The sequence below is a fragment of the Micromonospora sp. NPDC049204 genome (assembly GCF_040647935.1).
Taxonomy (GTDB): Bacteria; Actinomycetota; Actinomycetes; order Mycobacteriales; family Micromonosporaceae; genus Micromonospora.
Genome location: NZ_JBEZDC010000002.1, coordinates 593,958 through 606,597, shown reverse-complemented (window position 1 = coordinate 606,597; position 12,640 = coordinate 593,958). Strand labels below are relative to the sequence as shown.

Genomic DNA, 12,640 nt, shown 5'->3' with positions numbered 1-12,640 from the left:
CCCTCACTCGGACGTGCCACCCCTGCCGTCCGCGTCCACTTTCACCACTTCGTGGAAGGTCCAACGGCGGACATGGGCGACGGTCCCGTTGACGAGTTCGAACGGTACATAAAGGATGCGACGGTTTCGGTCGCGTTGCGGGAGTGGGCGGCCGGGCGTGATGCCACCGTCCGCCCTCCGTGCCATGCCACCCGACGTCGTGGGCGCAGCGGTGCGGAGCTGATCCCGATCATCGTGCAGCGACGGGACGGCCGGGACGCCGAGCAGCTGTACGTCAAGGTGCTTCCGGCTGGGCAGGCGATCGAGGAAGCGGCCCGGCACGCGGCGGCCGTCGCCGTCGACGCCGGCTTCGCCGAGCGCCACCTGGTCCGCCAGCCGTACCCGCGATACCCGGTCGGTGACGGCCGGTACCTGATGTTCCAGGACATCGCGCACGGCGCGGAGCTGGTCGTCCCGCTCGCCGGGGTCAGCGACAACCAACTCAAGGACGCCTACCGCACGCTGCTCGACGCGGTGTGGAACGGGTGGCACCGCGCGGGCCGGCGGAGCAGCCGGACCAGCGTCGTGGAGTTCGTGCGCCGGGAGCTGACCGACGCCGGAGCCATCTCCGAGGTGTACACGGCGGCGGACGCGCTCGGTCTGCACGACCTGGACGTCGACTGGCTGCTCGACCCCGCCACCAACACCGTGGTCCCCAACCCCCTCCGGTTCGGCGACGGCAACTCGCTCTTTGACGGCGATCCGCTCGACCAGCTCTGCGGGGTGTCCCACGGGGATCTGCACAGGGGCAACGCTCTCTTCCCGTCCTCCGGTACGTGGTCGGTGCATGTGAAGAAGTTCTGCCTGGTGGACACCGACCGGTTCGCGGTCGACGCCCCGCTCACCCGGGACCTGGTCAGCCTGCTGTTGGACGCCGTCCTCGCCGAGTTGACGGCCGGCACCCGCAGCGTGCAGGCCGACGCCCTGCGTACCCTGCTGATCGACCCGCGTGAACGCCCGTCGGACCGGCTGCCCGCGCTGCCCGCCAAGGTGATCAAGGCCAGCTACGCGGTCGGGTTGGCGGGCGCCAAGGACGGCAACTGGGGTGTGAACTGGCGGGCGCAGTACCTGCTCTCCCTGCTGAGCCAGGCACTGATCTGCTGCACCTACGAGGACGCCGGCCGCGCCGGTCGGGCCTGGTACTTCCGGTTGGCCGCCCACGCGGCGCTCGCCTACCAGCGGGAGTTCCGCCCCGATGTCGTCCCACCTGCCGCGGCCGGCCTGCCCACCGTGCCGCTCGTCGGCGCAGACCCGCAGCCCGCGTTCCCGGGCAACGACCGGCCGGCCCGGTTCGACGCGGTGGGCGCGCAGCCGAGCCAGCAGAACCGGGGTGCCCCACTGGACCGGGAGCACCTCGACCAGCCGCGACGTCCGTCGATCCCGGAGGCACCAAGGTGGCGGTGGGGAACGGTGGCGATTCCGCCACGCCAGGTGCCCGGCGGCTGGCACGGGAACGCGGCCGTCGGCGGCCGGCCGGGATCGGCGACCGAGACGGCGACCAGCGCCAGCGCGCCGGGGCGGCCCCTGAACCGGGACGGAAACCGACGCGCCAACCGGTCGGCACCCCGGCACGTCGTCGCCACCCGGACGAACGCCATCCCGCGGCCCCGCCGCCCCTCGGCCGCGAAGCCTCCGGTGCCGCCGACGGCCTCCGGCCGGACCAGCGGGCTGCCACCCAAACTGCGGGCCGTCCTGGTGATCCTGCTCGGCGGCGGGGTGACGCTGACGTCACTGGTGGCGGTCGGTGCCTCCAACATCAGGGGGCGCGGGGAGGCCCCGGTCACGCCGACGACCGAGGCACCGCCGGGCGCCGTACCGCCGCCGGAAACCCCGGGGTACGCCGGCAGAGCGCAGCGCCTCGCCGACCTCGCGCTGGCCGTCGCCGGGATCGCCCCGCGCCCCACCGACGGGACGTACACCCTGTCCTGCCTGCGGGTCTGGGCTCCGGCGGACCTGGCGCCGGGGGTCGACCGGGGCAGCTACCGGGACGAGCGCCTGTGGTGGAGTACCGCGCTGTCCGGTCGCCGGGTCGTCACGACGACCACCAGGGGTCGGGGCCCCGGCGCGCCCGCGTCGTTCCGGTACGGCCAGGGCGACCTGTCCGAGGTGCCGCCGGTGCCCTCCGTGGACCCGTCGGAGCTGCGCCGTCAGCTCGCCGCGCAACTGAGCGAGTTACCACCGGAGCTGCGCACCGCCGCCGGGATGGTCAACGTGGTCAGTCGGCTCTTCCGCTACCACCTGCTGAGCCCGGGTCAGATCTCGGCGCTGCTGTTCGAGTTGGCGGCCACGGCGGGCATCCAGGACCGGGGCGCGTACCCGGACTGGGACGACCGACCGGGGTTGGCCTTCAGCGCCGACGCCGAGGACCGCCGGGAGACCGTGCAGTTCGACCCGAACACCGGCGAGCTGCTCAGTCACGAGACCACCACGCTTACCGACAACCAGACCCTCGACTATGTGCTGTTCCTGCACAAGGAACGGACCAACCGGACCACCGCGCTCGGCTGCGACTGACGTCACCCGCAGCGACGCTGCACGTAGTTCGGCCAGTTGCGGTAGGGGGACGCGTCGCTGCGGACCCGGTTTCCGGCACCGACGTCGAAGAGCCGGGTGTCGTAGTAGTAGAACGCGACGGATCCGCTCGTGAGGTTGTAGTGCGCCGACTCGACGCGGAACTGCCAGTACCAGGTGGCGAGGCTCTGCCGTCCGCAGTCGGACAGCCGACCCCGGGGATAGCCGTAGTTGGGCCACTCGTAGAAGCAGTACCAGCCCGAGGGGCAGTCGGCCGCGGCGAGCGTCCCGATCGGCCGCCGCAGGGTCACGACGAAATCCCCACCGTCGTAACTGATCTCGTTGTCGTTGATCGCCTTACCGCCCGGGTGGGCAGCCAGATAATCGGCCGTTTCCGGACTGCCGGCCGGAGCGGCGCCAGCCGGACCAGGCATCGGAAAAACGATCAAAAACCAGCTGAGTACGGCCGCGAGCACGGCGACAACGGGACGGGGAATGACCATTCGACACCTCGCGATGGATGGGCCGCCCGATCAGCGTATTAAGGACACTTGATTGATCGCCAGCTCGAATACGTGCAGAATCCTGACAATGCGCTATTGGGGCACCGCCCCGCACCCCCGCCAACAGGTGAGACATCACATTGATCGATGTTTATTGCCGCTACCATTCGGCCATGCCTGCCCGTCGCGTCACCGCCGCCGCCGCCCTCGCCGCGCTGGCGAGCCTGCTCGCCGTCGACGCCGCCCGTGCCGACGGCCCGGCGATCAGCACCCCCGGCAGTCCGACGGTGGTGGTCAACCAACCACACCAGCTCACCCTCAGTTGGGCGCCATCCACCTGGATCGGCGATCCGGCCGCCGAGCAGTCGATCAACTACGAGGTGCAGGTGCCGCTGGGTCCGCACACGTACCGCTGGCTCGGCACGTCGATCGACAGCACGATCACGCTGACCGACCTCGCGCCCGGCACGACGTACCGGATCGCGGTTGCCGCCCGCGCGCTCGGCGGCTTCTCCGACACCTCACCCGTCACCACCGTGCGCACCGCCAGCGGCCGCGCGACGGTCAGCTACCTCAACCTCGACTGGTCTCCGACCAACAACCAGATCCAGCACGCCCTGAAGGTCACCAACACCGGCGGCGGGCCGCTCGACCTGAGCACCGTGCGGGTGCGCTACCACCTGCGGTTCGAGGGTGCCAACACCTCGCTGGTGCCCAACTGCGACTGGGCCGCGCTGGGCTGCGACCGGATCCGGCAGACCGTGCAGTTCTTCATCCCACCGGCCGGGCCGCCCCCGCTGACCACACCCACGCCACCCGGTTACCCGATCCCGGGTACGCCGGTTCCCGGCTGGGTCGAGCTGACCTTCACCGACGGCATGCTGGAGCCGGGCGAGTCGACCGGGCCGATCCAGCTACGGCACCACCGGCACAGTTGGAGTGACATCGACGAGCGCGACGACCCGAGCTGGCTCGCCGCCACCGGCCAGTGGACCGAGAACGCCCGGATCACGCTGGACGTCGACGGCGTACGCGAGTTCGGCGACGTCTCCTCCTGACCTCGTGCCCGCAGCCGAGTGGCATGAGGCGTGTCCGGCCGGCCTTGCCCTGGTGAGCGTGATGCCTGTGAGTCATCAAGATGACTCACAGGCATCAGCCCTCCTGGCGACACGTGCCGCAACCCGCGTACCTCATGGGCCAGGCGGTGAAAGACGTTGCCGGTGGGCATCGCGGCCCTGACGGCGACGGCGGCCGGCGATGAAGGCCGCAGCTCCCAACACAACTCCGACCGCGAGCACCGCGGCACGACCCTTTCCGGCCTCTCGCCGCGACTTCGACTCGGGGCCTGCGTTCGGCACAGCCGTAGCAGGCTCGTTCACCGCCGGTCCTGCCGCGACTGCCAAGAGATACCGGCGATCAACGATCGCTGTGAACCGCCGCGCGCGCCGGGACGTCTCAGCCTTCCGTCGCGGCCCACGCGCCTCCACCCAGAATCGCCGCCCCACCTGACCCTTGAAGAACTGATCGGCGAGTACCTCCAGGTGCGGCGCGCTGAGAACGTCCACCTCCCACATCGACTGCCAGTGGGTCACGATCAGGTTCGCATAGACGTGCTTGCGGAACCATTCGAGGTCGGTGGCGTCCTCGATCGGCCCCCAGCATTCGAGAAGGGCCGGATCGTCGATCGCCATCTTGAGCAGGTCGGTGTGCAGGGCGCGTACTGCCACGATGTGCCGCCGGGAGCGGCGAGCCATCAGCGGGTGAACCGTTCGGGCAGGTGGATGTGGGTGGCGGGGATGCCGAGGGCCAGGAGCCGGGACCGGGCGCCAGCCAGCATCGCAGGCGGACCGCACAGGTAGATGTCCTGGCCGGGCTGGTGGTGGTTGAGGGCGATGGTCAGGGCGTCGCCCTGCTCGGCCGGCTCGGCGCAGGGGTCGGCGGAGAACGCCGGCACGACGGTGAGCCAGTCGTGGGCGCATTGCAGCTTGTCGAGGGCGATCGCGTCGTACAGGTCGGTGAAATTGCGCGCGCCGACGACGAGCGTCACCCGCCTGCCGTCCGGTGCGGCGGCGACCTGTTCAACCAGGGCGCGCAGCGGCGCGAGACCGGTGCCACCGGCGATGAGCAGCAGATCGTTCGTGCTCGACGGGTCAAGGGCCAGCCCGTTGTCGCCGGGTGGGCCGAGCCAGAGTTGCTCGCCGGGGCGTACCTCGTGGACCAGGCGGTGGGAGACGATGCCGGCGGGTACGGCGCGGACGTGCAGCTCGACGGTGCCGTCGGCGCGTGGGGCGTTGGCCGGCGAGAGCCAGCGCCACTGCCCCGGCCGGCGCGGCGTGCACACCGGGACGGCCTGACCTGGCTGGAAGGGCAGTCGTCGCCAGGGACGTACCGTCAGGGTGGCGACGTCTGGCGACGGCCGCTCGTGGCCGATCACCTGGACGTGCCACCAGGCCCGGCCGTCGCCGACCTGCGCGGCGGCCCGGCGGATGGCGCGCGTGGCGCGGCACAGGGCGCGCTCCGCGGTGAGCGCGAGCCGTGGTGTCCACAGTGGGCGTGCGTGCCGGGCCACGGTGGCGAGCAGCGCGTCGCCAATGGTGGTGGAGTGCGGGAGCAGGGCAAAATGACGGTACGCGCGGCCGAGCACCAGGAGCTGCGCCGCCCGACTGGCCGGGTCGCCGCCGCCGACCATGAGCTGACCCAACGCGGTGAAGAACAGCGGCGCGTCGCGGTGCGGGAGTAGGCCGGGTCGGCGGTCTTCGAGGGTGCACCAGAAGTCGCCGGCGGCCCGCGCGTCGACCGACGCCCAGGCAGCGGCCAGGCTCACGTGGGACGGATGGTCGTCGTCGATCATGGTGGGCATGCCGGCTCCGAGACGTTGATGGATCGAGCGGCATCGGGGCGGGCGGGACGCGGCTGCGCCGTTGAGGGCCGGCGCAACCCCGAAGCCAGCACCCGCCCCGGGCCATGCGTCGACTCTCGCGCCTGACCAGGCACAACGGCATGCCACGGTGATCATTGGCAGCATGCGCGGCCCGTATGCGGTCGACTACGCGTCATCCTGGTCGGGCAGACTGCGGGCATGACGGAACGTCCGGTGCTGTATCTGGTCGTCTGCGCCGCGGGTCCGGCGGAACACGTCGACGAGCTGGTCGATCTGCTGATCGCCGACGGCTGGCGGGTGTGCATGATCGTCAGCCCGACCGCCGCGCGGTGGCTCGACCGGGAGGCGTTGCAGAACAAGACCGGCTATCTCGTACGCGTGGAGTGGCGGATGCCCGGCGACCCCGAGCCGCACCCGCCGGCTGATGTGGTGGTGGCCGCGCCGGTCACGTTCAACACGGTGACGAAGTGGGCGTTGGGCATCAACGACACGCTGGCGCTCGGCGTCCTCAACGAGTCGTTGGGGGCGGGGCTGCCGATCCTTGCGTTTCCACACGTGAAGGCGGAGTTGGCTGCCCATCCGGCGTATGCGGGTCACGTGGCGGTGCTGCGCGGGGCCGGTGTAGTCGTCGCCAAGGGGAAGGTGCTCAACCCGGTGGGCGAGAAGGATCGTTGGGCGATGGTGGTCGAGGCGCTGCGGTTGCTTCGTCCGGCCTGAGCATCTGCTCCCTTGTTGGGCGGTCCTTGAGATATGCGTCGCGCGTATACCAGCGCTGCACGCAGCGTGTTCAATGGATAGGCTCGATCAGGCGAGACGGACGGAGCCGCCGGTGACCCACGCGAACTGCCCTCGGTGCGGCGGACGGCTGGCCCGGGACAACGACAGCGGCCGGTGTACGCCGTGCCAGGCCGCCGAACGGGACCGGTTGAGCAGGCCACCGGTGGTGCCGGCGAGCTTCTGGGAACACGAGCCGGTGCGACAGGCCCTCGCCGAGCGGCATCTGGGGCGGGTGATCCGGGCGTACCGCTGCCATCCGTACCACGGGCGGGTCGCGTTGCCGCAGAGCGTGGTGTCCGGGTGGCTGGGGATCACACAGGCGCAACTCAGCCGGGTGGAAAACGGGCCGCCGCTGGTGCACCTGGATCGGCTGGCGCATTGGGCACAGCTTCTTCGGGTGCCGCCGGGAAGTCTCTGGTTCCGCCTTCCCGATGAGCATTGCTGGACGGTGCCGAGGTCCGTGGGCGTCAAGACAAATAGCGCCCATGGCGACGATCAGGTGGTCGAGCGAGGCGAACGGGCAGCCAAGGCGGTTAACGTGGAGCAGGCACCAAGCCAAGGGGGTGGCGCTACGGACCGTCGACGCTTCAACGTACTGGCCGCACTCGCGGGACTCGCCGCAGGCGGTCACACGTACCTGCTCCCCGGGCCGCCTGCTGAGGTGCCGGGAAACATCGGCATGGAACAGGTACGGCTCGCCAGCTCCCTGGTTGACGATCTCCGGCGGGCCGACGCGGCCGTCGGGGCCGACCTGCTTTGCGACGTCGCCATGCAAGCGCACACCAGGCTGTCGGCCTGGGCAGCGCGGGCGAGCTACAGCCGAGAGGTCGGTGACGCGCTCCAGAGCGCCCTGGCTGATCTGTCCATCGAGGCCGCCTGGCTCGCCATCGACGCAGATCGCCGACCCGAGGCAAGGCCGTACCTGCATGAGGCGATCACTCGTTCCCGAATCGCGGATGACCCACAGGTGGAAGTCCGTGCGCTCACACACCTGTCGCTGTTGATCCGCGAAGATCAGCCTGGCGAGTCGCTGCACTGCGCAGAGGCAGCCCTACGGATCTCTGCCGGGTGGACCACGCCTCGACTCAGCACGTTGCTGCACCTACGGAGGGCCCATGCCTACGCAGTGTTCAGGGACGCCAGTGGATTCAGCCGCGAAATGACCAAGGCCCGCCGAGAGCTGGACCGCGGCGCCCATGAAGATGACCAGAGCTTCGTTCACTTCGTGAACGAGCAAGAGCTGAACGGGATCGAAGGGCTCTCCTACCTCGCCCTCGACAGGCCCGAGCGCGCTGTGCAGTCGTTGCGCGCGATCACTGCCAACCCCTCGCCTAGTCATCGACGGAACCAGGTCTACTACGCGGTGCGGCTCTCGGAGGCGGCGTACCAGCAGGGCGACGTCAACGAAGCGGCGCGTATCGCTCTGGACGTGCTGCCCGCCGTACGCCAGATCAACTCGAAGCGAGTGAGTCAGCATCTCGCACAGGTGCGTGGGCATTTGGCGGCACCACGGCAAGCAACCACGACAACCCGCCAGTTCGTTGACGCCTACGATCAGGCGGTGAGTGCGTGATCGAGGGTTTGCAACTGCGCCATTACAGTGCCTTCGAAGCTAAGGAAATCCTAGATCAGCTTGTGAAGCTCTACCTAGAGGTCTACGCGGATGGCGGCGAGTTCTACAGCGAGGACCGCTACCGGCGGCAGCTTGACCTCCACATGCAGCGAGTTGGGTGGGAGTTGATCAGCGCAACAGTCAACGGGGTCCTCCTCGGCTACATCTACGGTTTTCCGCTACCTCCGGATACCCGGTGGTGGGAAGGAATCCACGAGCCAGTGCCGCCCGGGTTTACCGAGGAAGACGGTAGGCGAACCTTTGCCCTCAGTGAACTGCTGATACGTCCTGCCTGGCGCCGTCGGGGCATTGCTAGGGCGCTACACGATGAACTGGTCGCACGGCGGACTGAGCTGCGGACCACGCTCCTGGTTCGCCCTGATAATGCCGCTGCTCAGATCGCGTACAAATCCTGGGGGTGGATAAAAGTAACAAAACTGCGGCCAAGCTGGGGCAGGGCGCCAACCTTTGACGTGTTGGTTCGCAGCGACGAGTTCCGCCCGCGTCTGGACCGCTAGCTGCAATTCCACAAATTCTTCTACGGCTTGAGGGAAGACTCGGGGAGCTTCCTCAGCGGCGGCTCTATCCGTCGGACTGTCGTGGCGGCATCGCCGCGTACGTCGATGTCGGTCCCAGCTGGTACTAAGAGTTACCACGAGGGAGGCACGCCCATGATCATAACCGCGCACGGAGACCTGCTGACCGCTGATGTCGAGGCTTTAGTCAACGCGGTCAACACCGTGGGTGTGATGGGCAAAGGGATCGCCCTGCAGTTCAAGCGTGCCTACCCGGCCAACTACGCCGCCTACCGGGCAGCGTGTGCGGCCCAAGTGATCAAACTAGGCCAGGTGCATTTTTTCGATTCGGCTCGCCCAGGACCAGGCCGCTACGTGATCAACTTTCCGACAAAGGGCCACTGGCGTACCAGCTCGAAGGTGACAGATGTCCAGAACGGACTGTGTGACCTCGTCCGCGTTGTTCGCGAGCACGGGATCTCCTCGATAGCAGTGCCGGCGCTGGGCTGCGGTAACGGCGGTCTCGACTGGAACGAGATCAATCCGTTGATTGAACGGGCCTTCGCTGCCCTGCCGGACGTTCGGGTCCTGATGTTCCCACCGGAGAGTGCAAGCGACAGCCCGGCGTCAAATTCCCCGGCGCGGCGAACGGCAGCGCAGCCACAGAGAGATACCGTGCCGTAATGACGGATCTTGAGCGGGGCGTCTACGAGCACCTGATCACCCGTGAGCTGGCCGACCGCCTCCAGCATGTCGATCCCGCTCTGGTCCAACACCACAAGCTCGACCCCGCCGACGCGCACCACACTCTCGCCCGCCACATAGCGACCCTGGCCGCCCGCGCCCTGCAAGCCGTCCCGAGCGGCGACGACAAGCTCCACCACCAGGTCGCGATGGCGAACCAGATCGCCGAGGCCATCGCCGCCCTCAGCCCAAAAGCGGCAACACACCAGGACCAGGTGACGGACGCCAAGCACCTGCTCCACGCCATCGCCGCCCCACCAACCCCACCGGCCCTGCCAGCCTTCCCGCAGCGCCCCACCACTCCCCTCTCCACCGGCGCGCTGCTGGTCAACGGCCGCCACCAGCCCCGCATCGGCCACGAGGTCAACCACGAGATGGCGTCGGCCGAGAGCGTCGACCTGCTCTGCGCGTTCATCAAGTGGTACGGCCTGCGCATCGTCGAGCCAGCCATCCGCGAGCTGATCGCCAGGGGCGGTCGAGTCCGCGTCATCACCACCACCTACCTCGGTGCCACCGACCAACGAGCGCTGGATCGGCTCACCGAACTCGGCGCCGAGGTCAAGGTGTCGTTCGAGACGCGGACCACCCGCCTACACGCCAAGGCGTGGCTGTTCCGCCGCAACAACGGCACCACCACCGCGTACGTCGGCTCGTCGAACCTGTCGAAGACCGCGCTCGTGGACGGCGTGGAGTGGAACGTCCGCATCTCGAACATCGAGCAGCCGCACGTCATCGACACGTTCACGGCGACGTTCGAGGACTACTGGAACGACCCGGCGTTCGAGACGTACGACGCGACCAGGGACGCCGAGCGGATGCGGCACGCGTTGAGCGGGGAGCGGCGCGACCAGGCACCCACCGAGATCTCGAACCTGGACGTGCGCCCGTACCCGTATCAGGCCGAGATCCTGGCCGACCTGGACGCCGAGCGGCTGGTGCACGGGCGCTGGCGCAACCTGGTCGTGATGGCGACCGGCACCGGCAAGACCGTGGTCGCCGCCCTCGACTACCGCCGGCTGTACCGCAACAACAGGGTGGACTCGCTGCTCTTCGTCGCTCACCAGGAGCAGATCCTGCGGCAGAGCCTGTCGACGTTCCGGCAGGTCATGGGGGACGGCAGCTTCGGTGAAACGCTCGTCGCGGGCGAGAGGCCGAACGGCTGGAAGCACGTCTTCGCCTCCATCCAGTCACTGCACCGCCGGGAGGTCGACCCCGAGGCGTACGACATGGTGATCGTGGACGAGTTCCACCACGCGGAGGCGCCGACGTACGCGCGGCTGTTGGAGCGGCTACGTCCCCGCGTACTCCTCGGGTTGACGGCGACGCCCGACCGGGCCGACGGCGGCGACGTGCGCCGGTGGTTCGACGGGCGCGCGGCCGTTGAGCTGCACCTGTGGGAGGCGTTGGAGCGGCAGTTGTTGGCGCCGTTCCAGTATTTCGGGTTGCACGACGACGTTGACCTGTCGCAGGTCACCTGGAAGCGCGGGCAGGGTTACGACCTGGCGGAACTCAACGTCCTCTACACCGGCAACCACGCTCGGGCACGGTCGGTGCTGCGTGCGGTCGGCGACAAGGTGGACGTCGGGCGGATGCGGGCGCTCGGGTTCTGCGTGAGCATCGGGCACGCGGAGTTCATGGCCGACTGGTTCCGGCAACACGGCGTCGAGGCGGCGGCGGTGACGTCGGGAGTGGACCGCGCGACGCAGAAGGGGCTACTGCGGGACTTCAAGGCCGGCAAGCTGCGGGTGCTCTTCACCGTGGACCTGTTCAACGAGGGCGTCGACCTGCCGATGGTCGACACGATCCTGATGCTGCGGCCCACCGAGAGCGCCACGATCTTCCTGCAACAGCTCGGCCGTGGCCTGCGCCTCGACGACGACAAGCCCTGCCTCACGGTGCTCGACTTCATCGGTGGGCAGCACGCGAACTTCCGCTTCGACAGGCGGTGGCGTGCCCTGACCGGGGTGAGCCGACGGGCGATCACCGAGGCGGTCCGCGACGACTTCCCCAGCCTGCCGAGCGGCTGCCACGTCGAGCTGGACCGGGTGGCCAAGGAGGTGGTGCTCGCCAATCTGAAGAACGCGCTGCCCACCTCGAAGGCCGGTCTGGTGTCTGAGCTGCGGCAACTCGGCGACGTCAGCCTGACGACGTTCCTTCGCGAGACCGGCCTGGAGATCGAGGACGTGTACCGCTCGGCCAGCATCGGCGGCTGGACCGGGCTGCGGCGACTCGCCGGCATCGAGACGTCCGCGCCCGGCCCGGACGACCGCGAGCTGGGCCGCGCCATCGGCCGCATGCTGCACACCGACGACGTCGACCGGCTGGAGCTGCTGACCCGGGTCGCGGCCGGACCGCCCGCGCCAGGCCAGCAGGTGTACGACGGGAACGGCCGACTGTTGGACATGCTGCACTTCAGCCTCTGGGGGCCGAACGCGCCCCTGACCGGGCGCGACGAGCGGTTGACCGGACTGTGGAAGGACCCGGCGCGCTGCACCGAGTTGCGGCAGGTAGCCGAGGTGCTACGGGACCGCATCCATCGGGTCACGCCGACTGTCGCTCCGGGTGGGGTGCCGTTGCGGGTGCACGCCCGCTACAGCCGCAACGAGGCCTGCGCCGCCTTCGGGATGACCAACCCGGGATCGCTGCGTGAGGGAGTGAAGTGGCTGCCCGACGCCGGCGCTGACCTGTTCTTCGTCACGCTGGTCAAGTCGGAGGCGCACTACTCCCCCACCACCATGTACGCCGACCGGGCCATCACCGACACCCTGTTTCAGTGGGAGTCGCAGAGCACCACCTCGGCAGCATCGGCAACCGGGCAGCGCTACGTCTCGAGTGGCTCGACGGTGCACCTCTTCGTTCGGGAGACCCGGATCGCCGACCGCGATCTGGGCGCGCCGCCGTATCTCTACGCCGGCACCATGACGTACGAGTCGCACACCGGCGACCGGCCGATGCGGGTTCTCTGGCGGCTTCACCACGCCCTACCCGCCGACGTCTACGCCACCGCCCGCACGATCGCCGCCTAGTGCTGCTCCCGGAGTGGGTCAGGGGCAGCGGT

The 12,640-nt window shown here is 69.1% G+C and carries 10 protein-coding genes; 7 read left to right on the top strand and 3 right to left on the bottom strand.

Features of this window, described 5'->3' with window-relative positions; all coding sequences use genetic code 11:
• The first annotated feature begins 72 nt into the window (after window positions 1-72).
• The gene (locus AB0A90_RS05820; RefSeq protein ID WP_357242211.1) at window positions 73-2,553 is read left to right on the top strand and encodes a hypothetical protein; all 2,481 of its coding nucleotides are present in this window, start codon (window positions 73-75) and stop codon (window positions 2,551-2,553) included.
• Window positions 2,554-2,555: 2 nt separating this feature from the next.
• Here the strand turns inward: AB0A90_RS05820 and AB0A90_RS05815 are convergent, their stop codons facing one another.
• Complete coding sequence (locus AB0A90_RS05815; RefSeq protein WP_357242208.1) at window positions 2,556-2,984, bottom strand: peptidase inhibitor family I36 protein; 429 nt, start codon at window positions 2,982-2,984, stop codon at window positions 2,556-2,558.
• A gap of 242 nt (window positions 2,985-3,226) precedes the next feature.
• Here AB0A90_RS05815 and AB0A90_RS05810 point away from each other — a divergent pair, with 242 nt between their 5' ends.
• Window positions 3,227-4,111 (top strand): cellulose binding domain-containing protein, encoded by an 885-nt coding sequence (locus AB0A90_RS05810; protein ID WP_357242205.1) that lies wholly within the window; start codon window positions 3,227-3,229, stop codon window positions 4,109-4,111.
• 132 nt (window positions 4,112-4,243) lie between these two features.
• Here the strand turns inward: AB0A90_RS05810 and AB0A90_RS05805 are convergent, their stop codons facing one another.
• Together AB0A90_RS05805 and AB0A90_RS05800 are read right to left on the bottom strand one after the other, a co-directional pair.
• Window positions 4,244-4,807 (bottom strand): DUF6082 family protein, encoded by a 564-nt coding sequence (locus tag AB0A90_RS05805; protein ID WP_357242202.1) that lies wholly within the window; start codon window positions 4,805-4,807, stop codon window positions 4,244-4,246.
• The gene (locus AB0A90_RS05800; RefSeq protein WP_357242199.1) at window positions 4,807-5,913 is read right to left on the bottom strand and encodes an FAD-binding oxidoreductase; all 1,107 of its coding nucleotides are present in this window, start codon (window positions 5,911-5,913) and stop codon (window positions 4,807-4,809) included. Before AB0A90_RS05800 ends, AB0A90_RS05805 begins: the two co-directional genes overlap by 1 nt.
• 219 nt (window positions 5,914-6,132) lie before the next feature.
• On the opposite strand from AB0A90_RS05800, the gene AB0A90_RS05795 reads away from it, so the two are divergent.
• From AB0A90_RS05795 to AB0A90_RS05775, 5 genes are all read left to right on the top strand, one after another.
• Complete coding sequence (locus AB0A90_RS05795) at window positions 6,133-6,651, top strand: flavoprotein (RefSeq protein ID WP_357242196.1); 519 nt, start codon at window positions 6,133-6,135, stop codon at window positions 6,649-6,651.
• 223 nt (window positions 6,652-6,874) lie between these two features.
• Window positions 6,875-8,284 (top strand): hypothetical protein, encoded by a 1,410-nt coding sequence (locus AB0A90_RS05790; RefSeq protein ID WP_357242193.1) that lies wholly within the window; start codon window positions 6,875-6,877, stop codon window positions 8,282-8,284.
• Complete coding sequence (locus AB0A90_RS05785; RefSeq protein ID WP_357242190.1) at window positions 8,281-8,841, top strand: GNAT family N-acetyltransferase; 561 nt, start codon at window positions 8,281-8,283, stop codon at window positions 8,839-8,841. The genes AB0A90_RS05790 and AB0A90_RS05785 overlap by 4 nt, the downstream gene beginning before the upstream one ends.
• Window positions 8,842-8,994: 153 nt before the next feature.
• Window positions 8,995-9,522 (top strand): macro domain-containing protein, encoded by a 528-nt coding sequence (locus AB0A90_RS05780; protein WP_357242187.1) that lies wholly within the window; start codon window positions 8,995-8,997, stop codon window positions 9,520-9,522.
• Window positions 9,522-12,608, top strand: a complete 3,087-nt coding sequence (locus AB0A90_RS05775; RefSeq protein WP_357242184.1) for a DUF3427 domain-containing protein — start codon at window positions 9,522-9,524, stop codon at window positions 12,606-12,608. The genes AB0A90_RS05780 and AB0A90_RS05775 overlap by 1 nt, the downstream gene beginning before the upstream one ends.
• The last annotated feature ends 32 nt before the right edge of the window (window positions 12,609-12,640 follow it).

Coding starts and splice junctions, on each gene's coding strand:
- AB0A90_RS05805 (WP_357242202.1), bottom strand. CDS start 4,807: ATGGCTCGCCGCTCCCGGCGGCACATCGTGGCAGTACGCGCCCTGCAC.
- AB0A90_RS05780 (WP_357242187.1), top strand. CDS start 8,995: ATGATCATAACCGCGCACGGAGACCTGCTGACCGCTGATGTCGAGGCT.
- AB0A90_RS05820 (WP_357242211.1), top strand. CDS start 73: ATGGGCGACGGTCCCGTTGACGAGTTCGAACGGTACATAAAGGATGCG.
- AB0A90_RS05815 (WP_357242208.1), bottom strand. CDS start 2,984: ATGCCTGGTCCGGCTGGCGCCGCTCCGGCCGGCAGTCCGGAAACGGCC.
- AB0A90_RS05800 (WP_357242199.1), bottom strand. CDS start 5,913: ATGCCCACCATGATCGACGACGACCATCCGTCCCACGTGAGCCTGGCC.
- AB0A90_RS05795 (WP_357242196.1), top strand. CDS start 6,133: ATGACGGAACGTCCGGTGCTGTATCTGGTCGTCTGCGCCGCGGGTCCG.
- AB0A90_RS05810 (WP_357242205.1), top strand. CDS start 3,227: ATGCCTGCCCGTCGCGTCACCGCCGCCGCCGCCCTCGCCGCGCTGGCG.
- AB0A90_RS05775 (WP_357242184.1), top strand. CDS start 9,522: ATGACGGATCTTGAGCGGGGCGTCTACGAGCACCTGATCACCCGTGAG.